At 73.7% G+C, this 22,942-nt stretch carries 15 protein-coding genes and 1 pseudogene; 9 read left to right on the forward strand and 7 right to left on the reverse strand.

What is annotated here, in order from left to right; translation table 11 throughout:
* Positions 1-63: 63 nt before the first annotated feature.
* Together ABGA99_RS20735 and ABGA99_RS20740 are read right to left on the reverse strand one after the other, a co-directional pair.
* A complete protein-coding gene (locus ABGA99_RS20735) occupies positions 64-2,703 on the reverse strand; it encodes a bifunctional FO biosynthesis protein CofGH (RefSeq protein ID WP_347583164.1) in 2,640 nt (879 codons plus the stop codon).
* 84 nt (positions 2,704-2,787) lie between these two features.
* Positions 2,788-3,750 (reverse strand): LLM class flavin-dependent oxidoreductase, encoded by a 963-nt coding sequence (locus ABGA99_RS20740; RefSeq protein ID WP_347583165.1) that lies wholly within the window; start codon positions 3,748-3,750, stop codon positions 2,788-2,790.
* Between the two features lie 144 nt (positions 3,751-3,894).
* Here ABGA99_RS20740 and ABGA99_RS20745 point away from each other — a divergent pair, with 144 nt between their 5' ends.
* From ABGA99_RS20745 to ABGA99_RS20765, 5 genes are all read left to right on the forward strand, one after another.
* Complete coding sequence (locus tag ABGA99_RS20745) at positions 3,895-4,224, forward strand: hypothetical protein (RefSeq protein WP_347583166.1); 330 nt, start codon at positions 3,895-3,897, stop codon at positions 4,222-4,224.
* A gap of 178 nt (positions 4,225-4,402) precedes the next feature.
* Positions 4,403-5,887: a CehA/McbA family metallohydrolase gene (locus ABGA99_RS20750; RefSeq protein ID WP_347583192.1), complete on the forward strand. Its 1,485-nt coding sequence runs from the start codon at positions 4,403-4,405 to the stop codon at positions 5,885-5,887.
* 543 nt (positions 5,888-6,430) lie between these two features.
* Entirely contained in the window at positions 6,431-9,349 is a 2,919-nt protein-coding gene (locus ABGA99_RS20755; RefSeq protein WP_347583167.1) for a BTAD domain-containing putative transcriptional regulator, read from the forward strand.
* A 250-nt stretch (positions 9,350-9,599) separates the two neighbouring features.
* A complete protein-coding gene (locus ABGA99_RS20760) occupies positions 9,600-9,767 on the forward strand; it encodes a hypothetical protein (protein ID WP_347583168.1) in 168 nt (55 codons plus the stop codon).
* Positions 9,768-10,052: 285 nt separating this feature from the next.
* Complete coding sequence (locus ABGA99_RS20765; RefSeq protein ID WP_347583169.1) at positions 10,053-12,938, forward strand: BTAD domain-containing putative transcriptional regulator; 2,886 nt, start codon at positions 10,053-10,055, stop codon at positions 12,936-12,938.
* A gap of 217 nt (positions 12,939-13,155) precedes the next feature.
* On the opposite strand, the pseudogene ABGA99_RS20770 reads toward ABGA99_RS20765, so the two are convergent.
* Positions 13,156-13,380: pseudogene (locus tag ABGA99_RS20770) on the reverse strand (BTAD domain-containing putative transcriptional regulator); the annotation flags it as partial.
* Positions 13,381-13,598: 218 nt separating this feature from the next.
* Between ABGA99_RS20770 and ABGA99_RS20775 the strand changes: the two are divergent.
* The gene (locus ABGA99_RS20775) at positions 13,599-13,934 is read left to right on the forward strand and encodes a hypothetical protein (protein ID WP_347583170.1); all 336 of its coding nucleotides are present in this window, start codon (positions 13,599-13,601) and stop codon (positions 13,932-13,934) included.
* A gap of 349 nt (positions 13,935-14,283) precedes the next feature.
* On the opposite strand, the gene ABGA99_RS20780 is transcribed toward ABGA99_RS20775, so the two are convergent.
* On the reverse strand, positions 14,284-14,583 hold the full coding sequence (locus ABGA99_RS20780; protein WP_347578987.1) for a helix-turn-helix transcriptional regulator: 300 nt from the start codon (positions 14,581-14,583) through the stop codon (positions 14,284-14,286).
* A 457-nt stretch (positions 14,584-15,040) separates the two neighbouring features.
* Here ABGA99_RS20780 and ABGA99_RS20785 point away from each other — a divergent pair, with 457 nt between their 5' ends.
* Positions 15,041-15,859 (forward strand): class I SAM-dependent methyltransferase, encoded by an 819-nt coding sequence (locus ABGA99_RS20785; RefSeq protein WP_347578986.1) that lies wholly within the window; start codon positions 15,041-15,043, stop codon positions 15,857-15,859.
* 127 nt (positions 15,860-15,986) lie between these two features.
* On the opposite strand, the gene ABGA99_RS20790 is transcribed toward ABGA99_RS20785, so the two are convergent.
* The gene (locus ABGA99_RS20790) at positions 15,987-17,192 is read right to left on the reverse strand and encodes an NAD(P)/FAD-dependent oxidoreductase (protein ID WP_347583171.1); all 1,206 of its coding nucleotides are present in this window, start codon (positions 17,190-17,192) and stop codon (positions 15,987-15,989) included.
* Positions 17,193-17,280: 88 nt separating this feature from the next.
* Complete coding sequence (locus tag ABGA99_RS20795; RefSeq protein WP_347583172.1) at positions 17,281-17,934, reverse strand: TetR family transcriptional regulator; 654 nt, start codon at positions 17,932-17,934, stop codon at positions 17,281-17,283.
* Between the two features lie 243 nt (positions 17,935-18,177).
* Between ABGA99_RS20795 and ABGA99_RS20800 the strand changes: the two genes are divergently transcribed.
* Together ABGA99_RS20800 and ABGA99_RS20805 are read left to right on the forward strand one after the other, a co-directional pair.
* Positions 18,178-19,110 carry a VOC family protein gene (locus ABGA99_RS20800; protein ID WP_347578983.1) on the forward strand — a complete coding sequence of 311 codons (933 nt, stop codon included), beginning with the start codon at positions 18,178-18,180 and terminating at the stop codon, positions 19,108-19,110.
* A gap of 226 nt (positions 19,111-19,336) precedes the next feature.
* A complete protein-coding gene (locus ABGA99_RS20805; protein ID WP_347583173.1) occupies positions 19,337-21,988 on the forward strand; it encodes a serine/threonine-protein kinase in 2,652 nt (883 codons plus the stop codon).
* Between the two features lie 19 nt (positions 21,989-22,007).
* On the opposite strand, the gene ABGA99_RS20810 is transcribed toward ABGA99_RS20805, so the two are convergent.
* Positions 22,008-22,889 carry an NAD(P)-binding domain-containing protein gene (locus tag ABGA99_RS20810; RefSeq protein ID WP_347583174.1) on the reverse strand — a complete coding sequence of 294 codons (882 nt, stop codon included), beginning with the start codon at positions 22,887-22,889 and terminating at the stop codon, positions 22,008-22,010.
* Positions 22,890-22,942: the final 53 nt, after the last annotated feature.

Consider the following 22,942-nt stretch of genomic DNA (forward strand, 5'->3'; position numbering starts at 1 on the left):
CCCCCGGTCCGTACGGGCCGGGACGCCTCCGTACGGACCGGGCGCGCCGGTCCGTACCGCCCGCTACTGCCCCAGCACCGGCAGCAGTTCCGGCAGCCGGCCGTCCGCCGCCTCCGCCGCGCGCAGCCGCTCCTCCGGCACCTCCCCGTACGTCGTCGTCCGCGGCCGGGCCGGGCGGCCCGCGGCGGCGGCGATGGCGACGAGGTCCTTCACCGAGCGGTACGACCCGTACGACGAGCCGGCCATCCGCGAGATGGTCTCCTCCATCAGCGTGCCGCCCAGGTCGTTGGCGCCGGAGCGGAGCATCTGCGCCGCGCCGTCCGCGCCGAGCTTGACCCAGCTCGTCTGGATGTTGGTGAGGTGCGGGTGGAGCAGCAGCCGGGCCATGGCGGTGACCGCGCGGTTGTCGCGCATCGTCGGCCCCGGCCGGGCGATGCCCGCCAGATAGACCGGCGCGTTGGTGTGGATGAACGGCAGCGTGACGAACTCCGTGAAGCCGCCGGTGCGCTGCTGCAGCTCCGCGAGCAGCCGCAGGTGGCCCAGCCAGTGCCGCGGCTGGTCCACGTGCCCGTACATCATCGTGGACGAGGACCTCAGGCCCAGGTCGTGCGCCGTGGTGACGACCTCGATCCAGTCGGCCGCGGGCAGCTTGCCCTTGGTGAGGATCCAGCGCACCTCGTCGTCCAGGATCTCGGCGGCCGTGCCCGGGATGGAGCCGAGCCCCGCCTCCTTGGCGGCGGTCAGCCAGTCGCGTACGGAAAGGCCGGTGCGCGCGGCGCCGTTCATGACCTCCATGGGCGAGAACGCGTGCACGTGGATGCCGGGCACCCGCTCCTTGACGGCGCGGGCGATGTCGAAATACGCCGTCCCCGGCAGGTCGGGGTGGATGCCGCCCTGCATGCAGACCTCGACGGCGCCCACGTCCCAGGCCTGCTGGGCGCGGTCGGCGACCTGCTCGACGGAGAGGGTGTAGGCGTCGGCGTCGGTGCGGCGCTGGGCGAAGGCGCAGAAGCGGCAGCCGGTGTAGCAGACGTTGGTGAAGTTGATGTTCCGGGTGACGACGTACGTGACGTCGTCGCCGACCGTGGCGCGGCGCAGGTCGTCGGCGATGCCGCAGAGGGCGTCCAGGGCCGGGCCTTCGGCGTGCAGCAGGGCGAGGGCCTGGGCGTCGGTGAGCCGGGTGGGGTCGTCGGCGGCGCGGGCGAGGGCGGCGCGTATCTCGGAGTCGAGACGGTCGGGGGCGGGGCCGTCGGACACCGGGCCGTCGGGGGCGGGGGCGGGGGAGGATGCGGCGGGGTCGCCGGACAGCTCCCGGGCGGTCTCGCGCAGTGCCTCCCAGTCGCCGTACACCGCGTCGAAGTCGGCCCGCCTGTCGCCCGTGCGGCCCTCGCTGTCGATGGTGCGGTGCAGGTCCGTACGGCCACTGGCGGCGAAGCCGCCGTCCGGCTCCTGCCAGGGCAGCCCCCGCGGAGTCACGTCCCGGGCGAGGCCGGTCTCCGGGTCGGCCAGCGCGCTGACGTGCGGCAGCACCCGCGGGTCGAGCCACGGCTCGCCGCGGAGCACGAACTCCGGGTAGACCGCGAGCCGTTCACGCAGCTCGAACCCGGCCTCCGCCGACCGCGCCGCCAGCTCGTCGACCTGCGGCCAGGGCCGCTCCGGGTTGACGTGGTCCGGGGTCAGCGGCGAGACCCCGCCCCAGTCGTCGATGCCGGCCGCGATGAGCTTGCCGTACTCCGCGTCCACCAGGTTCGGCGGCGCCTGCACCCCGATCGCCGGGCCCAGGATGAGCCGGGTGACGGCGACGGTGGCGGCGAGGTCGTCCAGCTCGGCGTCCGGCATGCCGCGCATCGCCGTGTCCGGCTTGGCGCGGAAGTTCTGCACGATGACTTCCTGGAGGCCCTGGTACGCCCGCTGCACCCGGCGCAGCGCGAACAGCGACTCGGCGCGCTCCTCCGGCGTCTCGCCGATGCCGATGAGCAGCCCGCTGGTGAACGGCACGGAGGAGCGGCCCGCGTCCTCCAGCACCCGCAGCCGTACGGCCGGTTCCTTGTCGGGCGAGCCGTGGTGCGGCCCGCCGGGCTCGCTCCACAGCCGCTCGGCGGTGGTCTCCAGCATCATCCCCATGGATGCGGCCACGGGCTTGAGCCGCTGGAAGCCGGCCCAGGTCACCACGCCCGGATTGAGGTGCGGCAGGAGGCCGGTCTCCTCCAGCACGCGGACGGCCATCGCGCGGACGTACGCCTGCGTGTCGTCGTACCCGTGTGCCTCCAGCCACTCGCGCGCCTCCGGCCAGCGGTCCTCGGGCCGGTCCCCGAGCGTGAACAGCGCCTCCTTGCAGCCGAGCGCGGCGCCGCGGCGGGCGATGTCCAGCACCTCGTCGGGGGACATGAACATCCCGTGTCCTTCGCGGCGGAGCTTGCCGGGGACGGTGACGAACGTGCAGTAGTGACAGCGGTCGCGGCAGAGCCGGGTGAGCGGCAGGAAGACACTGCGGGAGTACGTGATGACGCCGGGCCGGCCGGCCGCCGCCAGACCGGCGTCCCGCACCCGGGCGGCGGAGGCGGAGAGGTCGGTCAGGTCGGCACCGCGGGCCCGGAGGAGCACGGCGGCCTCGGACACGTCGAGGGCGACGCCGTCGCGGGCGCGCTTGAGGGCGCGGCGCATGGCGTTGGCGGTGGGGGCGGGGACGGGCGGGGGCTTCATCTTTCGAGCATACGAGGCAGGTCGGACACCGGTGCGCGGCGCGGGGCCCGGGGTGCGGCTGCGGCGGGCGGGGTTCCTGCCTGGTCAGAGGAACTGCGCGTACGCGTCGAGCGCGCGCAGCACCTCCGTCTCGCCGGCGGGCGGGAGTTGGACGACGGTCTCCCGTACCCCCTGCGCGGCGAAGTACGCGAGCTTGCCCTCGCTCGGCCGCACGGCGTACGGCACCACCTCCAGCGCCCCCGGATCCCGCCCGGCGTCCTCCCACGCCTGCCGGAGCCGCGGGATGCTGTCGGTGAGCCCGCCGCCGCCGATGGGCATCCAGCCGTCGGCGTACTCGGCGACGTGCGCGAAGAGCTTCGGCCCCGGCCGGCCGCCGAGCAGGGTGCGGGGGCCGTGCAGCGGGGGCGCGCCCTTGCGGTGGCGGGGGGCCTGGACGGGCTTGGGGTGCGCCTCGGAGGCCCGTACGGCGGTACGCGGCGCGGAGCCGCCGGCCGCGTCCTCGGCCGCGTTGTCCGTGTCCTCCGCCTCGTCCTTGTGCGTGTCCTCCGCCTCGTCCTTGTGCGTGTCCTCCGCCTCGTCCGAGTCGTACGCCGTGGGCTCCGGCGCCCAGAGCGCGTTCATCAGCCCCATCCGCCGCCGCCCCAGCTCCCGCCGGCTGTGCCACTCGACGCCGTGGTCGTCGGCCTCCTCGGCGTTCCACCCGAAGCCGACGCCGAGCGTGAACCGGCCCCCGGAGAGGAAGTCGAGCGTCGCGACCTGCTTCGCCAGCACGATCGGGTCGTGCTGGGCCACGAGCGTGATGCCGGTGCCGAGCGCCAGCCGCTCGGTGACGGCGGCGGCCTGGCCGAGGGCGACGAAGGGGTCGAGCGTGCGCCCGTACTCGCGGGGCAGCGGTTCGCCCATCGGGGCAGGGGTGTCGCGGCTGACGGGGATGTGCGTGTGCTCGGGGAGATAGAGCCCGTGGAAACCGCGTTCTTCCAGCTCACGCGCGAGGGCCGGAGGACGGACGGTCTCGTCGGTGAGGAAGACGGTCACGGAGATACGCATCCGCGCAGTATCCAGCGGGCGGCGTACGCTGGGAACAACCCCCGCGGCGATTCCCCGCCGTGAGACGGGAGGCCCGTCATGTGCGTCCGGCCGCGTCGTTCGTCGTCCCTTGCGGTGTCGGCCCTGTGCGCCGCCCTGTTATGCGTGTTCTTCCAGCCGGCGGTCGCCGGGGCGCAGTCGTCCGGCGGGGTCGGCGGGGCGAGCGGCGCCGCGGGCCGGTACATCGACCCGGGTATGAACGCGGGCGCCTCCACGGGAGCGACGACGACGGTCTCCGGCGGGTTCTCGACGAGTACGGGGATCACCACCACGTCCGGCGGCACGGGCACCACGACCACGAGCGGGGGCGGCGGCTTCGGCTGGGGATCGCTGCTGCCCTTCGGCGGCGCGCTCCTGGTCTTCGTCCTGGCCGGGCGGGCGATGTGCCTGATCGGCGCCACGGCGGCCGCCGTACGCCGCCGCCGCGGGCGCTGACGGCGGGTCCCGCCCGTACCGCCCCTCGCTCACGACCCACGCGTCCCGCACTGTTCCCTTCCGCGTCACCCGCGTATAGGACCCGTGTAGCACCGTCTCAGCGATGAACCGACGCGAAGGGACCGCACCCGTGGACAGACGCGACCTGTTGAAGCTCTCGGCGGCCACCGCCGGAGTGATGACTCTCTCCCCCGTGAGCTTCGCCGGCGCGGCAGACGACGCAGGCGGCGCCGGCGCCGCGGCCGACTCCGAGGACAGCCGGACCGTCACCGGCCATCTGGAGCCCGGCGCACCGGACTTCGTCTACCTGCCCGTCGACGTGCCGCGCGGGGTGCGCGAGATCCACGTGTCGTACCGCTACGACCGCCCCCAGGTGCCCGCGGGCACGACGGGCAACGCCCTGGACATCGGCATCTTCGACGAGCGCGGCACCCGCGACGGCGGCCGGGGCTTCCGCGGCTGGTCGGGCGGCTTCCGCACGGAGTTCGCGATCAGCGCGGACCGGGCGGCGACGACGCCCGCGTATCTGCCGGGGCCGGTACGGGCCGGCCGCTGGCACGTGGTGCTCGGCCCGTACACGATCGCCCCGCAGGGCCTCGACTACGAGGTGACGATCACCCTGCGCCACGGCCCCGCGGGCGAGACCGCCCCGCCGCGGTTCCCGCCGGAGCGCGCGAAGGGCCGCGGCCGGGCGTGGTACCGCGGGGACTGCCACCTGCACACGGTGCACTCGGACGGCGCCCGTACGCCCGCGGAGACCGCGGCGGCGGCGCGGGCGGCGAAGCTCGACTTCCTCACGACGACCGAGCACAACACCTCCTCCGGGCACGCCGCGTGGGAGGGGCTGTGGGGCGACGACCTGCTGGTGCTGTGCGGCGAGGAGGTGACGACGCGCAACGGGCACTACCTGGCGGTCGGTACCGACCCGGGCGTGTTCGTCGACTGGCGCTACCGGGCGCGGGATGACGCGTACCCGCGCTACGTACGGCAGATCCACGCGGCCGGCGGGCTGGTCGTGCCGGCGCACCCCAACTGCCCGTTCGTCGGCTGCCAGTGGAAGTTCGGCTACGAGGGCGCCGACGCGGTCGAGGTGTGGAACGGGCCGTGGACGACGGACGACGAGCTGGCGGTGGCGGCCTGGGACAACGCGCTGACGGCGGGCCGCGAGGGCGGCGGCGCGATGGACTGGCTGCCGGCGGTGGGCAACAGCGACGCGCACCGGGACGGGCAGGTCGTGGGCCTGCCGCAGACGGTGGTGCTGGCCGACGACCTGTCCCGGCAGGCGCTGCTGGCGGGCCTGCGGGCGGGGCGGAGCTGGCTGGCGGAATCGGCGGACGTCGACGTGGAGTTCACGGCGTCGGGCCCGCGGGGCGAGCACGCGGGCATCGGGGAGCGGCTGCGGGCGGCGTCGGACGGAAAGGTGACGGTACGGCTGAAGGTCACCGGCGGCCCGGCGAAGGCGCAGGTCCGCTTCCTGACGGACGAGGGCCAGTTGTACGCGACGACGCTGGCGGACGGCGCGGGGACGGTGGAGTGGCGGACGACGCCGTCGTACGCGGCGTTCGTCCGCGCGGAGGTCCGCCACCCGGCGGCGGACGGCGGGGCGAGCGGGCTGCCGGGGGCGATGGCGGCGATGACGAACCCGATCTGGCTGGGGCGCTGAGGCGGGGGGCGGGGGCGTAGCGCCCGGACAGCGGCGCCCCCGCCACTCGGGCGCGGCGAGCCCCGCCGGCCGGACCACACCGCGTCACGCCTCTCCCCGCACTCCCGCCCAGGGTAGGCCGCCCCACCGACAGAGCCGCATTACCGCAGCCTCCGTACCATGCCTCAAGATTTCGGACACCCCTGTTTCGATGCTGCCCGAAGGGGCAGCGCCTCTTCAGGACATATAGAATCCAGCCGAACTGACGCGCACGGCAGGTTTGGCCCTTGTGGTCGTCCACCGTGATCGTCTTCGCCAAGGTGGTCGGCACGGGCTTCCCGTAACGCACTCCTGACGAGGCGTCAGCTCACCCGCGGTGCGTGGACGGGGGCGCACGGCGAGGATCACGCGCCGCGCCGTTGCGCGGGGTGTGCTCCCGAAGGCCGAAAAACGTCCACTTACTGGGCCATTGGCCCAGCCAGAGCGCTGTCGTTGCTGACTAAAACACCCCCGGCAGGGCAGACTTGGCTATCTGGAATCACCGGGACCGGGGAGGGGGCGGCCATGGCCCACGAAGACGAGACGAGTGCGCTGCGCTTCGCCGTGCTCGGTCCCGTCCGTGCCTGGCGCGGTGAGGAGTCCCTGCCGGTCGGTACGCCGCAGATGCGTGCGATGCTCGCGGCGCTGCTGCTGCGCGGTGGTCGCACGGCCACGGCCCAGGAGTTGGTCGACGGGATCTGGGGCGAGGACCCCCCGCCGCGTGCGGTGTCCGCCCTGCGCACGTACGCGTCCCGGCTGCGCCGGACGCTCGGCGCCGACGCCCTGGTCAGCGAGGCCGGGGGCTACGCGATCCGGGCCCACGGCACCGAAGTCGACATCGCCAACGCCGAGAAGCTGGCCCGCTCCGCCGAAACCGCCGCCACGGCGGGCGACTTCGCCCAGGCGCGCGAGCTGTACGCGGGCGCGCTCGCCGAGTTCACCGGCGAGCCGCTCGGCGGCGTCCCGGGCCCGTACGCCGACTGGCACCGCGACCGCCTCGAAGAGCTGCGCCTGACCCTGCTGGAACACCGCATCGAGCTGGACCTCGACGCCGCCCGGCACGCGGAGGCCGTCTCGGAGCTGACGGCGCTGACCGCGGGCCACCCCCTGCGGGAACGGTTCCGCGAGCTGCTGATGCTCGCCCTGTACCGCAGCGGCCGGCAGGCCGAGGCCCTGGCCGTGTACGCGGACACCCGCCGCCTGCTCCAGGACGAACTCGGCGTCGACCCCCGCCCGGAACTCGCCGACCTCCAGCAGCGCATCCTCCAGGCCGACGAGGACCTGGCCGCCCCGAAGACCGAACCCCTCGCGGGCGACGCCCCGTTCCGCGTCGTACGCCCCGCGCAACTGCCCGCGACCGTCTCGGACTTCACCGGCCGCGTCGGCGTCGTGGAGGAACTGGGCAAGGAACTGGCGAACGCGCCGGACACGGTCATGGCCGTGTCCTCCGTGTCGGGCATCGGCGGCGTGGGAAAAACCACGCTCGCGGTGCACGTCGCCCACGCCGCTCGCGAATCCTTCCCCGACGGCCAGCTCTACGCGGACCTCCAGGGCTCAGGCCCGTCCCCGGCCGAACCGGCCGCGGTCCTCGGCGCGTTCCTCCGCGCCCTGGGCACCCCGGACGCGGACATCCCGGAACCGGTCGACGAGCGCGCCGCCCTCTACCGCTCGGTCCTCGCCGGCCGCCGCATACTGACCCTCCTGGACAACGCCCGCGACGCCGCCCAGATCCGCCCCCTCCTCCCCGGCACGGAGGGCTGCGCGGCCCTGATCACGTCCCGCACGAGGATGACGGACCTGGCCGGCGCCCACCACGTCGACCTCGACGTGATGGCCCCGGACGAAGCCCTCCTGCTCTTCACCCGCATCGTCGGCGCCGAACGCGTCGACCTCGAACGCGACGCGGCCATGGACGTCGTAGCCGCCTGCGGCTTCCTCCCCCTGGCCATCCGCATCGCGGCATCCCGCCTGGCGGCGCGCCGCACGTGGACGGTGTCGGTACTGGCCCGCAAACTGTCGGACGAACACCGCCGGCTGGACGAACTCCGCGTGGGCGACCTGGCGGTCAAGGCCACCTTCGAACTCGGCTACGGCCAGCTGGAACCCGAACAGGCCCGGGCCTTCCGCCTCCTGGGCCTGGCCGACGGCCCGGACATCTCGGTCACGGCGGCAGCGGCGATCGTGGACCGCACGACGGAGGACGCGGAAGAACTCCTCGAAGCCCTGGTGGACGCCAGCCTCCTGGAGTCGGCGGCCCCGGGCCGCTACCGCTACCACGACCTGGTGCGCCTCTTCGCCCGCGACTGCGCGGAACGCGAAGAGCCCCCGGCGGAACGCGAGGCGGCACTGTCGCGCCTGCTGGACTTCTACCTGGCGACGGCGGCACGGGTGTACGAACTGGGCCGCCCGGGCGACACGCTGACCAAGCACCTTGCTGCGTTGAGCGAGTTGGGGCTTGACTTCGACAGCCAACAGGCAGCTCAGGACTGGCTGTTCAACGAGGCCAGCTGCATGCTCGCCATCGCCCGGCAACTCGCCCACGGAGAGACGCTGGGCCGCACGGCCGACCTGCTCATGGCGACCAAGGATCTGGCAGAGTCCGGTGCGTACTCACTGCAGTTCGTACCCGCCGCCACCACCGTCCTTGAGGCCGCGCAGAAAGCCGACGACATCCGTAGCCAGGGGCGTGCCAACACGATGCTGTCGTTCTCGCATCTCCAGACCGGCCGCTTCGAGGAGGCCGACGAGTACGCGACTCGGGCCATGCTGCTCAGCCAGGCCTCCGAAGACATCCTCGTGACCGGCGAGGCGGCCTCCGACCGCGGCGTAGTCGCCTCCATCCAGGGCCGCCACGAAGACGCGGACGCTTATTTGCAGCAGGCTCTCTCCGCGTACCGTTCGGACGGCAACCTCGACTGCGAGGCCAGCACGCTGAACAATCTCTCTCGCGCCCACACCGATATGGGCCGCATGCGGACGGCGGTCGAGCTCGCGGAGCAGGCCCTGTCGATCTACAAGAACCTCAATACAGCGACTTTCCGCATGGCCAACAGCATGTACGCCCTGGGAATCGCCCTGACGGGCGTCGGCCGGCACGAGGACGCGCTGCTCCAGCTGAGCCAGGCGCTCGATCTCTTCCGTACCCACCGCATGCCCCTGTGGGAAGGCATGACGCTGTTTCGGCTTGCGCAAGTGCACTGTGCCGCGGAGCAGTCGGCGCTGGGAGCAGCGAAAGCGGAACAGGCGCTCACGTGCCTCCAGGGCATCGGCGGGGACTGGCACCGGGCCAATGTCCTGACGGTGCTCGGCCGCGCGCTCACGCAGCTGGGGCAGACCGGGAGGGCGCGGGCGTGCTGGAACGAGGCCGTCTCGCTGCACGAGGATTCATCGCCCGGCGAAGCCGCACGCGTACGCGAGTTGCTCGCTCTGACACCGGCTACCTGACTCGGGATCGGTTCTGTGACCGACCTCTGACCGGCCCGTGACCGCGCAACGACGTCGTTCATCGAACGTTTATCACGACTCGCCATGCTCCTTGTCATAGGCCCGACAGCCGGGGGAGGCCGGGCCGAGGGGGCTGGCCGCTTGGCTCAGATCGTTAGGCTAAGCGGCCACGTGGCGCCCGGTCCGGCGACCCGCGGGGGAGTCGCTGGGCCGGGTCGCTCAAATTGCGCATACTGAAGGGGGAGTTCAAGTGCCGGACAAGAAAGAGCAGGAGCCGACAACGCTCGGGTCCAACAGGCCTGCGCCGCCCAAGGACGAGGCCACCGACGTCAACGAGCCGATCAAGACCGTCGAGTCACCGAAGAAGGATGACGACTCGGAAGGCCCTGTCAAGCCGCTTGGCAGCAACAGGCCCTAGTACCGAAGGACGGCCCGAGGGGGGCCAGACGGCCCGGTCGCGGCAGCAAGATGGGGACTGCTGCGGCCGGGCCTTTCTCTTACCTTGGAGCAGAATTCACGTGCGTCCCAAGTCTGCCCGCCCGGTACCACCGAGCCGCCGACGCGCCTTCGTCACACCAAAAAGACCCACCGTCAACCATCGCGCCCGTCGACATCAGGCCGCACGGCCCGACGCTGCTGACACAGCGCCGCGCTCCACGGCAGACTGTCGAAACGGGGCTGCGTGTACCGGAGGGGGTGGCATATGGCTGGGGAACCGGGGGCAGGGGCCAGTGGTGGGGTTGTGTACTTCGCGCTGCTCGGGCCCGTCGCGGCGTGGCGCGGCACTACGCGCGTCAACGTCGGGCCACCGCAGCAGCGCACCGTCCTCGCCGCCCTGCTCATCGGCTCCGGCCACCACGCCACCACCCACGAACTCGTCGACGCACTCTGGGGCGAGGACCCGCCGCGCGATGCCGTGGGGACGGTACGCACCTACGTCTCCCGGCTCCGCAAAGCACTCGGCCCGGACGCCCACCTCATCACCGGCCAGGCCGGCGGCTACGTCCTGCGGCCAGGCAGCAACACCGTGTCGGACGTGGCGATCGCCGAACAGGCCGTCGCCCTGGCCGACGCGGCAACGCAGGACGGCGACACCGCAAGGGTCAGAGCGCTGCTCCGCCAGGCACTCGGCCTGTGGGACGGCGAGCCGCTCGCCGGCCTGCCCGGGGCGTTCGCCGAGACCGAGCGCGCGCGGCTCACCGAGTGGCGGCTGTCGCTGCTGGAGCGCCGGTTGGTCCTCGACATCGAGTCGCACGACTACGCCGAGGCGGTCTCGGAGCTGACGGCGTTGACGGCGGCCTACCCGCTGCGGGAACGGCTCCGGGAGTTGCTGATGCTCTCGTTGTCCCGCAGCGGCAGGCAGGCGGAGGCGCTGGCCGTCTACGCGGACAGCCGACGGCTCTTGATCGATGAGCTGGGCGTGGAGCCCGGCCCGAAGTTGGCGGAACTGCAGCAGCGGATCCTCCGGGGAGGTGAGCGACCCGTGGCACCAGTGGCCACCACCACTGCGCGGTTGTCACCTGCTCAGTTGCCCGCGAGGCTGGCGGATTTCACCGGCCGGGACGCGTTCGTCGACGAGCTGGGCAAGCAGTTGAAGCAGGCGTCCGGCATGGTGATGGCGGTGTCGTCGGTCTCGGGCATCGGCGGGGTGGGCAAGACGACGCTGGCCGTGCACGTCGGGCACGCGGTTCGGGATTCGTTCCCGGACGGGCAGTTGTACGCGGACCTCCAGGGCGCCGGTGCGTCACCGGCGGAACCGGCCGCCGTCCTCGGCTCGTTCCTCCGTTCGCTGGGCACCCCGGACGCCGAGATCCCCGAACCGTTGGAAGAACGCGCCGCCCTCTTCCGGTCGATGCTCGCCGGCCGCCGCGTCCTGGCCCTGCTCGACAACGCCCGCGACGCCGCCCAGGTACGCCCCCTCCTGCCCGGCACCGAGGGCTGCGCCGCGGTGATCACCTCCCGCGCCCGCATGACGGACCTGGCGGGCGCCCACCACGTCGATCTCGACGTGATGGCCCCGGACGAAGCGCTGCTGCTCTTCACCCGCATCGTCGGCACCCACCGCGTCACCCCGGAGCGCAACGCGGCCATGGACGTCGTCGCCGCCTGCGGCTTCCTGCCCCTGGCAATACGCATCGCCGCCTCACGGCTCGCCGCCCGCCGCACGTGGACGGTCTCCGTCCTGGCCCGCAAGCTGTCCGACGAACACCGCCGCCTGGACGAACTCCGCGTCGGGGACCTGGCGGTGAAAGCCACCTTCGAACTCGGCTACGGCCAACTCGAACCCGAACAGGCCCGAGCCTTCCGCCTCCTGGGCCTGGTCGACGGCCCGGACATCTCCCTCAACGCGGCGGCGGCGATCCTGGACCGTACGGAAGACGACACCGAAGAACTCCTGGAGACCCTGGTGGACACCAGCCTCCTGGAATCCGCAGCCCCGGGCCGCTACCGCTACCACGACCTCCTCCGCCTCTTCGCCCGCACCTGCGCCCACCGCGAGGAACCGGAATCTCAGCGCGAAGCGGCCCTGTCCCGCCTCCTGGACTTCTACCTCGCCACGGCGGCACGGGTCTACCAACTGGGCCGCCCGGGCGACACCCTGACGAAGCACCTCCCGCTCGCGTCGTACGAGGGTCTGGCCTTCAGCCGTCGCGAAGCCGCACAGGACTGGCTCTTCAACGAAGCGGAGTGCCTGCTCGCCGCCGTTCGCCAGTTCGCCCACGGCGACTTGCTGCCGCGCACCGTCGATCTGCTCCTCGCCGCCAAGGATCTCGCGGAGTCCGGCCTCTACTCCCCGCGGTTCGTGCCCCTGGCCACCGCTCTGATCCAGGCGGCCGAGCAACGAGGCGACATACGCAGCCAGGCCCGTGCCCACGTCGTCCTGGCGTCGGCCCATCAGTTCACGGGACGGTTCGAGCTGTCGTACGAGCATGCGGGCAACGCGTATCGCCTGGCCGGTACCTGCGATGACGTCTGGGTGGCAGGTGAGGCCGCGAACGACCGTGGAGTCACGGCTTCCCTTCTGGGGCGTCTAGACGACGCCCGGTACTACCTAGACCAGGCCCTGGTCTCGTACCGCGCGGACGGGAACCTGGACGGGGAGTCGTGCGCACTGGGCAACCTCGCGCGCGTCCACCTAGACGCAGGTGCCACGGCCACGGCGATCGAAATGGCCGAGCAGACCGTGGAGATCGACCGGAAGGCCAGCGCGCCGCTCCGCATGGCGTGCAGCAGATACCACCTGGCCATCGCGCTCAGCCAGGCCGACCGGCACGTGGGCGCCCTCACACAACTGGACCTGGCGGTCTCTGCCTTCCGTGAGGACCGCATGGGGCTCTGGGAGGGCCTGGCCCACTTCCGTATCGCGCAGGTCCATCTCGCCATGCGGCAGCCCGCCCAGGCCGCTTCGTACGCGGAGAAGGCCCTCTCTCAGCTCCGCGGCATCGGCGGCGACTGGCACCGCGGCAGCGTGCTGACCGTACTGGGCCGCGCCCTCGACGAACTCGGGCATGCGGACCGGGCGCGGGCGTGTCTGTCGGAGGCTCGTGCCCTCCAGGAATCCGGCTCGACGCAGGCACCACAGGGCTGAGGGACCGGGCCGCGCGGCGGACAGCCGAAGCGCCGTACGCATCCTTCGGGTCTCACGGGCTTCGCAGGGCCCTTCAGCGCGCTCACTGCGGTCGCGGGAGACAATCCGGACTTCTGGATTCCGCACACCCGAGATGAGGTGCGGTAGAGGGCGGCGCGGGCGCGCAGGAACGCGCCCAGGACGCCCGTCGGGTCGACCGGGGGACGGGCCCCAGCCCTGCCTCCGCCTGCCTGCCGCTGCGGTACAGCGCCGGCATCAGCAGCTCACGGAACCGCTCGCGCAGCGGGTACGCCGCCGTCAGCGCCGTCAGCTCTTCCACGGCCACGTGCCGGCCGCCTCGCAGCAACAGCACGGCGAGCACGGCCCGTTGCTGCGGTGAGCCCATGCTCAGGGGCTGTCCGGCCCGCCCGGCCCGCACGGGGCCCAGCAGGGCGAAGCGCACCGGCGCACCCGCCGGCGGGTCCTCGTCGGATAACTCCGCGCGCTCACCCTCGGACATCGCCACCCCCTGTCCAGTCCCGCGCACACAGTCTGCCGCACCCTGGACACCCCCCGCTACCGGCCCGTTTCCGACAGCTTGCCGGGCCGATTGACAGCGGATTGACGGCCTCCGACGCACCGTCCACAGCATGTCCATGGCCGTCCGTTTCGCTGGACGGCATGAGCGACTCGACTCCCCGGAAAGAATCGCACGCACACGGTCTCCGTCTCGTCGTCGGCGCGTTCCCGGACGAGCGGTTCACCCCGCGGCCCGCACGGCAGCCCTTCGCACCGCCGCCGCCTCATCTGGTGCCGGTGCTGGCCGAGTTGTCGCGCGGGACGCCCGACACGGTCGCGTGCCGGAATCTGCACATGTCCCCGCGGACGTACAGCAGGCGGGTGGCGGAACTGCTGGAGTGCCTGGGCGCGGAGAGCCGGTTCCAGGGCGGGGCGCAGGCGGTGCGGCGGGGGTGGCTGGTGGGGGCGTACCTCGCCGATACGGCGGAGGGCGGCTGACCGGGCGACCGGACCCGCGGCTGATCTGCCACCGTCCGCGGTCGTTCTGCGGCCGGTCCGCGGGTGACCGGCGGCTGATCTGCCACCGGTCCGCGGCTGATCCGCGCATCATCGGCGATCCGCCGCCGTCTCACGTGCCCTTTCGGCTACGGCCCCTGCCACCGCACCGCCGGCAGCGGCACGGTGGCCAGCGCCCCGGCAGCGGCACCGGGTCCCCGTCGGACGGCCGGTAGCGCGTGTGGCTCGCGGGGCCGCGGCGGCCGGAGCGTGAGACGTGGTAGACGGTGAGCGTCAGACCCGGGTGGTCCGGCGGCGGGCGCAGGGGCTTCGATGCCATCGGGACGCCCCCTCACCTCGGCTCGGCGGCCGCCGGGATGTCGACGAGGTCCAGATAGGCGAACGCGAAGACCGCCGCCGCCGAGCGCGAGCGGACCCCGATCTTGCGTACGGCGTTGCTGAGATGCGCCCGTACCGTCCGTTCCGAGATTCCCAGCCGGCGCGCGATGAGCCGGTTCCCCGCGCCCGTACCGACGAGAAAGAGCGTCTGCCGCTCCCGTTCGGTCAGAAACGGGATGCCGCCCGGGTCCCCCGGGGCCCGTAAACGCCCTTCCGTGGCGGCCTCGCACAGGCTCGGCTTCGTCTGGCCCACGACAGTCAGTCCTCCCAGCCCCCCGTTTCGCAGTGGCATGGCAGCCGCGAAAGTATTCCGCGGCCGGACGCGGGTCAAGGAATCCGGACGTCCCCGTGCAATGCTGGCGATTACTCGCCAATGTGCCCGCGGCGCCCTTGCGGCAGCACCTCGTACGCCCCGTCCGCCCCGCCCGCATACGGGCCCCGGACGGCGGTCCTGCGGCCCCGGAGGGCGCTGAACAAAAGCTTGACGTGGGCATTAACCAAACGTTGATCGGGCCCTGCCATTCTCTTCTCAGGCCCGCAACAGGGGGAAAAGCCGGGCCGAGCGGTCGGCCGCTTTCTACACCGATGAGGTGAGCGGCCAACACGGTGCCCGTCCGATGACCATCAGGGGAAGTCGTCGGACGGGCACCGTCCTCGTTTTACGGCCGCGTTCACGTACCGTCGGGCTCCTCGGGCGGGAAGGGGCGCGCATGGAGCGGGACGTACGGTCCGTGGAGGACGTACTGCGACTGCTGGACGGGATGTTCGAGACCGGCGCCGACCGCTGGAGTACCCAGGGCGGCGACTGGTGGGACGGTTTCTACGCGGACCGGGAGCGGGAAGTTCCCTTTTTCGTCGCCAAGCCCGACGAGAACCTCGCCGGTTACCTCGACCGCGGCCTCGTCGCCCCCGGGCGGGCCCTCGACCTCGGCTGCGGCCCCGGGCGCAACGCCGTCTTCCTCGCCGGGCGCGGCTTCGACGTCGAGGCCGTCGACCTCTCCGCCACCGCCGTCGCGTGGGGCGAGGAGCGGGCGCGGGAGGCGGGGGTGGCGGTGGGGTTCCACCGCGGCGACGCCTTCGACCTCGTACGCGCCGAGCCCGATCCCCCACGCCCCGAGCCCGGGCCCGCGTACGACGATCCGGGCCCCGCGCGCCCGGAGCCCGGCCCGCCGCCCGGCGGCCCGTACGACTTCGTCTACGACTCCGGCTGCTTCCACCACCTGCCCCCGCACCGCCGGGTCAGCTACCTCGCCCTGCTGCGCGCGCACGTCGCCCCCGGCGGGCGCTTCGGCCTCGCCTGCTTCGCGGCCGGCGCGGGAGGGAGGGGGTCGGAGCTGTCCGACACCGAGTTGTACGGGGACAGGCGGCTGCACGGCGGGCTGGCGTACACGGCGGAGTCGCTGCGGTGGATCTTCGGGGCGCTGGGGTGGGAGGAGGTCGAGCTGCGGCGGATGCGGGACGAGGGGGCGGAGTCTGCGTACTTCGGGGAGGCGTTCCTGTGGACGGCGCTGTTCCGGCGGCCCGCGTGAGGCAGGCCGTCTGACGGTGGGCGGCCCCTGAGGGCGTCCCCCGCGAGGCAGCGGCCGGATCCGTGCAACTGCCGGCGGCTCCTGGTGACTTCGGCGGCCGCGTCTCGTTCCGCCGCCCCGCCCCGTCTCAGTCCTCCCGCGCGGCCTCTCCCGCCAACTCCCCCGCCTCCGCGCCGATCTCCCGCAAGCTGCCGCTCGCCGGACCCGTGTATCCCACGAAGTGCAGCCCCCGTGCCCCCTCCGGCGAGCGCCACCCCCGCGTGCGGGGCAGGCCGTCGGCGTTCAGCACGTCCAGGTGGCCGACCAGGTCCTCCAGGCCCCGGCGCCAGCCCGTCGCCGCGATCACCGCGTCCGGTTCCGTACGGTCGCCGTCCGCCAGGATGACGCCGTCGCCGTCCAGCGCGGCCACCGCCGGGACCGGGAGCACCCGGCGGTCGCGTACCGCCGCGATCAGGCCCGTGTCGACGACCGGGACCGCCCCCTCCCGCAGCCGGGTGTAGAGCCCGCTCGCCGGGCGGGGCAGGCCGTACGCGCCGAGGTCCGGGACCCCGATCCGGCCGACCCGGCCGGCCAGCCGGTCCACCGTCCTGGCCGGCAGCGCGCCGCTCAGGCGCCGGCCCGCGACCGCGCACCAGCCCGCCGCCGGCCTGCGGACGACGTGCGGCAGCGTCCGTACCGCCAGCCGCACCCGCTTCGCGCCGCCCTCCGCCAGGTCCACGGCTATCTCCGCGCCCGTGTTGCCCCCGCCGACGACGAGGACGTCCTTGCCCGCGTACGGGGCGGGATTGCGGTAGTGCGCGGCGTGCAGCAGTTCGCCGCGGTACGTGTCGCGCCCCGGCCAGTCCGGTACGTGCGGCGTGTGGCAGTAGCCCGTGGCCACGACGACCCGGCGGCCGTCGAGGACGCGGCCCCCGGTCGCGGCCACCGTCCAGCCGGAGCCGGAGCCGGAACCCGAACCCGAACCCGCGCCCGCGCGGTCGACCCGCGCCACCTCCACGTTGTGCACGATCTCCAGCTCGTGGCCCTCCGCGTACTCCTCCAGGTAGCGCGCGAGCTCGTCCCGCCCCACCCACCGCCCGTACCGGCGCGGGAGCGGCGTGCCCGGCAGCCCCGACATCCCCCGCGGCGTGTGCAGCCGCAGTCCGTCGTAGTGCCTGCGCCACGAGTCGCCGACCCGGGCGCCGCGCTCCAGGACGACGGCCCGGATCCCGGCCGCGCGCAGCGCCGCCGCCGTCGCGAGCCCGGCGGGGCCGCCGCCGACGACGAGTACGGGCCGGTCGTCCCGGCCCTCCGGCTGCCGCCCGCGCTCTGAATGGACACGGTCATGAGACATGCGGCTGAGCGTAGTGCCGCGCGGGCTTCCGCCCGGCGGCTTGCCCGGCTCGGTGGGTTAACGATTCAGCAGCCGCTACGCTGCGCGCTCACACCTGCTTCGGCGGCTTGCGCCCCGTCACCCCGAGGTGCACCAGCAGCGCCAGCGACGGCTTCAGGTCCGCCTGTTTCACGCCCCAGGTCTGGAACGCCTTCTGGTGCGCCGCCACCCCGGCGAGCATCACCACCAGCGACCCGGCCACCGCCGCCGGGTGCACGGCCTCGTCGACCTTGCCCTTCGCCTGCAGCTCCCGGATCGACTCGGTGAGGGACTTGGTGACGGAGTTGAGGATCTTCATCCGGATCTTGTAGAACCGCTTGTCACCCTCCGCGGCCCCGAGGTCGACGACCCGCAGGATCGCCTCGTTCCGCCGCCAGAACCCGAGGAATCCGTCGACCAGTTCCTCCGCGGCCCGGGCCGCGGACTTGCCCGTCCAGGAACGGTCCGCCACCAGCCCGGTCAGGCCGGCGCCCTCCTTGGCCATCTGCTCCGCGAGTTCCAGGACTGCGCCCTCGACATCGGGGAAATACTGGTAGAAGGTCGCGGGTGAGGTGCCCGCCCTGCGGGCGACGTCGATCACCTTCACGTCCCGGTACGGGGAGGAGTCGAGCATGTCGCCGAGGCATGCGAGCAATTTGGTGCGGGTCGCCTGGCCGCGCCGGCCGGCGACACGGCCGTCGACCGTCCGAACTTGACCTGTCATGCCGTCAGCTTACCGACGCGTGATCGAACCGCGATCTGACGAGTGCAAACGGGGAGGTCACACGGTCGGAAGTGCGCGAATTGTCACTCTCGAACAGAATTGACGTGACGTTCGGGGTATTTTCGCAAGAGCCCATGTCCGCACCGGATACGTTGGCGATGCGACCCATCGCGCGATCCCCGTCCCGCCAGTCCCCCATCACGCCAGTCCCCACCACGGTCCCATGGAAGGACGACGACGGTCATGGCCGCATTCGCCGAGGGCTCACCCTGCTGGGCCGACGCCGCACTGCCCGACCTCCGCGCCGGTGAGCGCTTCTACGGTGAGCTGTTCGGCTGGACGTTCACGGAGGGCGGCGAGGGTACGGACAGAAGCCCCGGCTTTCCGCGGCACTCCCGGGCCTACCTCGGCGACAAGCCGATCGCCGCGCTCGTCGCCAAGCGCGACGGCCGGATGCCCACGGCCTGGGGCATCCACCTGGCCACCCCCGACCTCGCCGGCACCGTGGAAAAGGTCCGGCGGGCCGGCGGCACCGTGCTCACCGAGCCGGCGGCGACCTCGGAGGCCGGCAGCTCGGCGACGGTCGCGGACCCCGACGGCGCGGTGTTCGCCGTCTGGCAGGCCGGCGAGCGGCGGGGCTTCGGCGTGACCGACGTGCCGGGCTCCTTCTGCTGGACCGAGGTCTACGTACGGAACGCGGAGGCGGCCGACGCCTTCTATCCGGCCGTCTTCGGCTACGAGTTGCAGGCACCCCCGTTCGACGCGGGCGACTTCAAGGCGTGGACGCTGCCGGACTCCGGCCGGCAGGTGGCCGGGCGGGCGATCGTCGGCGACGTGCTGCCGCGGGAGATGCCGCCGCACTTCCTCGTCTACTTCCGGGTGGCCGATGTCGGCGACGCCCTGCGGACGGTACGGCTCGGGGGCGGGCGGGTGCTCGTGGACCGGCAGGAGATCCCGGGGGCGACGTTCGCGGTGGTGGTGGACAACCAGGGCGCTGCGTTCGCGGTGATGGACGGGGCGTCGGCCGGGGACGCCGAGCCGGCCGCGGAGGGCGAAGCGGCCGCAGGGGGCGCGCCGGCCGCGGAGGGCCGGCCGGCCGGGGCGGGCGACACCGCCCGTGACGGGCGTACAGCGGAGACTCCCTCCGCCCCCGCCACCAGCGCCGACGGGACCTGACCCGGTGCTGCCCCGCGCCCCGCGGCCGGCGCGGCCCGCGGGGCGCCACCGGACCCGGCGGTTCCGGGGGCGGCGGGGGCCGGAGCCGCCCCCCGGGTTAGCCCAGGGGGGTTCCGGAGTGGAGAATCGGCAGGCGTACTTTCGGGACTGACGGCCGTACGCCTGCGGTGAGAGGCTGCAGGGGGGCCCGGTTGCGGGAGCCCCCCACGGGGAGGTGGATGGTTACGTGGTCGAGCAGCTTGCGCAGCACGACCCGAGGCGGATCGGTCCTTTCGAGGTGCTCGGCAGGCTGGGCGCCGGCGGGATGGGTCTCGTCTATCTCGCGCGGTCGGCCTCCGGCCGCCGCGTGGCGATCAAGACTGTCCGCACCGAGCTGGCCGAGGACCAGCTCTTCCGCGTGCGCTTCACCCGCGAGGTCGAGGCGGCCCGGGCCGTCAGCGGCTTCTACACCGCCCCCGTCGTCGACGCCGACCCGCGGGCCGCCGTGCCGTGGCTCGCCACCGCGTACATGCCCGCGCCCTCGCTGGAGGAGATGGTCAACGACTGCGGGCCGCTGCCGCCGCAGGCCGTGCGGTGGGTGGCCGCGGGCGTCGCGGAGGCGCTGCAGTCCATCCACGGCGCCGGGCTCGTCCACCGCGACCTCAAGCCGTCCAACGTGCTGGTCCTGGAGGACGGGCCGCGCGTGATCGACTTCGGTATCGCGTCCGGGGTCTCCAACACCCGGCTGACCATGACCAACGTCGCCGTCGGCACTCCCGCGTACATGTCGCCGGAACAGGCGCGCGACTCGCGCAGCGTGACGGGCGCCAGCGACGTCTTCTCACTCGGCTCCACCCTCGTCTTCGCCGCTACGGGCCACGCGCCGTTCCACGGCGCGAACCCCGTCGAGACCGTGTTCATGCTGCTGCGCGAAGGGCCCGACCTGGAGGGGCTGCCGGGCGAGCTGCGGCCGCTCATCGAAGCCTGCATGCAGATGACGGCCGACCACCGGCCCTCGCCGGAGGCGCTGCAGTCCGACCTGGCGCCGCACCTGTTCGGCGCCGCGGGCGACGACAGCGGTACGGCGTCGGCGTGGCTGCCGCGTACCGCGATCCGGATGATCGAGACGCGCCGGGGGGCCGCGGCCACACTGGGCGGGGCCGGGGGGCACGGGGGTTCCGCGGGGCGGCACGGGGGGTCGCGGGGGTCCTCCGCGGCGCGCCGGTCGATGCCGCCGCGGCCCGCGCACCCGCCGTCGGCGGGTCCGGGGGGCGTACCGCAGGCGCCGCCGCAGTCCGCGCCCCATGCCGTACCGCAGTCGGCGCCGCACTCCGCCCCCGGGCGGCACGCCGGGCCACCCGGGTCCGGCCCTGCTCACGGCCCCGGCCCCGGCGGCGCGGGGCCCGCCCATGCTGCGCCCGGCGGCGCCCCGGCCGCACCCCCCACGGCGCCGCCGGAGCGCGTGCCCGCGCAGCCGGCCGGGGCCTCCCCCGCCGCGCCGCCGCAGGCTCCCGGTGCCGAGGTCCAGTTGGCCGGTGCCCCCGTGCCCATCGGCCCCGGCCCCCGTGTCGTGGACGCCCGCGCGGCGCGCGCCCGCGCCGCCGCGGACGGCGGGCTCGACCTGGGCTGGGCCCGGCCCCGCGGCGCGGCCGCGGCGCCCGGCGCCCAGCAGGCGCCCGCCGCGCACTCCGGCGGCCACCCGCACGCCGCCTCCCCGCCGACGACCGCCCCGGCGCCCCCGGCCGAGGCCGCGCCGCAGGAGCCGCCGCGGTGGCGGCCGTGGCGGTTCCGGATGTCCAACGACGTCTGGGGCAAGCCGGTCGTCTCCGGAGACCTGCTGTACGTCACCTCCTTCGAGGTCCACGCCCTCGACGTGACCAGCGGCAGGCGCCAGTTCAAGACCCGCGAGGTCGCCTGGTCGATGGCGCTGTCCGAGGGCCTGATCCACGCCTCGGACGGCCCCAGCCTGTACGCCCTCGACGCCGCCGACGGCCGCGAGCGCTGGCGCCAGGGCACCGGCGGCTGGGTGTACTCGCTCCAGGTCGCCGCCGGCACCGTCGTCACCGGCACCCGCGGCGGCGGCCTCCAGGCCCGGCACGCGGCCACCGGCGAGCCGCTGTGGGAGCACAGCGGCGCCCAGACGGAGTTCGAGACCCAGGAGGCCGGGCCGCTCGCCCACGACGGCACGGTCTACGTCTGGGGCGACGGCCGGCTGCGCGCCCTGGACACCCGCTCCGGCGCCGAACGCTGGTCGTACCCGATCGGCGACGCCGCCGCCTGCGGCGGCGTCCCGGTACGGCTGCTCCCCGCGGACGACGTCGCCGCCGGGCCCACGGTCTTCGCCGCGGCCGGCAAGCGGGTCCTCGCCCTGGACGCCGCGTACGGCACGCTGCGCTGGACGTTCGAGGCCCCCGCGGTGATCCTCAGCCCGCCCGCGTACGCCCCGGGCGCGGCCCTCACCGGCGGCGGCGTCTTCGTCGCCGACCACCTCGGCACGGTCTACGCCCTCGACGCCGCCGACGGCCGCGAACGCTGGCGCATCGCCACCGAGGCCCGCCAGTCCATCGAACCCGTCCTGGTCGCCGACAACCACGTGCACGTCGGCAGCGGCGCCGCCCTCTACACCCTCGACGCCGTCGCCGGCACCCCGATGTGGCGCTTCGCCACCCGCGGCGACCTGATCGGCGCCCCCGTCGCCGCCGACGGCCGCGTCCACTTCGGCTCCGCGGACCACTGCATCTACGCCGTCGACGCCGTAGGCGGCCAACTCCGCTGGAAACTCGCCACGGACGGCGAGATCACCGGCTCCCCGGTCGTCGCCAACGGCGTCGTCTACGCCTGCAGCAAGGACCGCTGCGTCTACGCCCTCGACGCCGAAAAGGGCACGGCCCGCCGCTGACCTCCGCGGCCGATCCGGCTCAGCGCAGGAGGAGGTCGACCAGGCCCTTGGGGTTCTTCGCCTCGTTCCGCTCGGTCAGGCCGCGGCGCATCAGTTCGAAGTACGGGGCCAGCAGTTCGGCGCTGACGCCCTGTTGGCGGGCGGTGTCGAGGAACGTGGGGGTGCCGGCCACCTGCATGGCGAGGCTGGAGACGTCCTCCTCGGGGGCTTCGTCGGCGGTGAGTTCGGCGGCGATGCCGTGTGCCGCCGGAGCCATCGCCGTGAGCCAGCCGGTCAGCAGTCCGGCGAACGCCGCCGGGTCCAGGTCCTCCCTGCGGATCAGCGCGAAGGCGTGCGTCGTGCCGGCGAACATCCCGTACATCGCGCTCAGCAGCGCCACGTCCTGCAAGGCCGCGAAGCCCGGGTCCTCGCCGGCGTAGGTGGCGCCGGTCGGGACCGCCAGGGTGTCGCGGTAGTGGTCGAACAGGTCGCGCGGGCCGCTGTAGAGCACGTAGCCGCCGGTTTCGGGGACGCCGATCATCGGCGGGATGGCCATGATCCCGCCGTCCAGGTAGCGCGCGCCCCGCTCGCTCGCCCAGGTCGCGCGGTCGCGGGCCTGGTCGGGCGTCGACGTGGTCAGGTTGACGACGTCCTTGCCGCTGAGGTCCGCGTCGGCCAGTACCTCTCCGACCGACGCGTCGTCCAGCAGGCAGACGACGACCAGGGTCCCGGCCGCGACCGCCGCCGCCGGGCTGTCCGCGGTACGGGCGCCCTCGTCGGCCAGTGCCCCGGCGCGGGCGGGGGTGCGGTTCCAGACGGTCAGCGGGTGGCCGGCGGCGAGCCAGGTGCGGGCCAGGGCGCTGCCCATCGCGCCGAGGCCGAGGAGGGTCACGGGGGTCTTCTCTACGGTGTGCGGTGTCATGACGACAAGGCTGGTCACAGGCCCGTAAACGATCAAGTACGCACTTCGGAGTG

Source organism: Streptomyces sp. B5E4, assembly GCF_039871555.1.
Classification (GTDB): Bacteria; Actinomycetota; Actinomycetes; order Streptomycetales; family Streptomycetaceae; genus Streptomyces.

Bases quoted from the DNA above. Each gene is read 5' to 3' on its own strand.
- ABGA99_RS20735 (WP_347583164.1), bottom strand. From the start codon at position 2,703: ATGAAGCCCCCGCCCGTCCCCGCCCCCACCGCCAACGCCATGCGCCGC.
- ABGA99_RS20740 (WP_347583165.1), bottom strand. From the start codon at position 3,750: ATGCGTATCTCCGTGACCGTCTTCCTCACCGACGAGACCGTCCGTCCT.
- ABGA99_RS20750 (WP_347583192.1), top strand. From the start codon at position 4,403: ATGACTCTCTCCCCCGTGAGCTTCGCCGGCGCGGCAGACGACGCAGGC.
- ABGA99_RS20755 (WP_347583167.1), top strand. From the start codon at position 6,431: ATGGCCCACGAAGACGAGACGAGTGCGCTGCGCTTCGCCGTGCTCGGT.
- ABGA99_RS20765 (WP_347583169.1), top strand. From the start codon at position 10,053: ATGGCTGGGGAACCGGGGGCAGGGGCCAGTGGTGGGGTTGTGTACTTC.
- ABGA99_RS20775 (WP_347583170.1), top strand. From the start codon at position 13,599: ATGAGCGACTCGACTCCCCGGAAAGAATCGCACGCACACGGTCTCCGT.
- ABGA99_RS20785 (WP_347578986.1), top strand. From the start codon at position 15,041: ATGGAGCGGGACGTACGGTCCGTGGAGGACGTACTGCGACTGCTGGAC.
- ABGA99_RS20790 (WP_347583171.1), bottom strand. From the start codon at position 17,192: ATGTCTCATGACCGTGTCCATTCAGAGCGCGGGCGGCAGCCGGAGGGC.
- ABGA99_RS20795 (WP_347583172.1), bottom strand. From the start codon at position 17,934: ATGACAGGTCAAGTTCGGACGGTCGACGGCCGTGTCGCCGGCCGGCGC.
- ABGA99_RS20800 (WP_347578983.1), top strand. From the start codon at position 18,178: ATGGCCGCATTCGCCGAGGGCTCACCCTGCTGGGCCGACGCCGCACTG.
- ABGA99_RS20810 (WP_347583174.1), bottom strand. From the start codon at position 22,889: ATGACACCGCACACCGTAGAGAAGACCCCCGTGACCCTCCTCGGCCTC.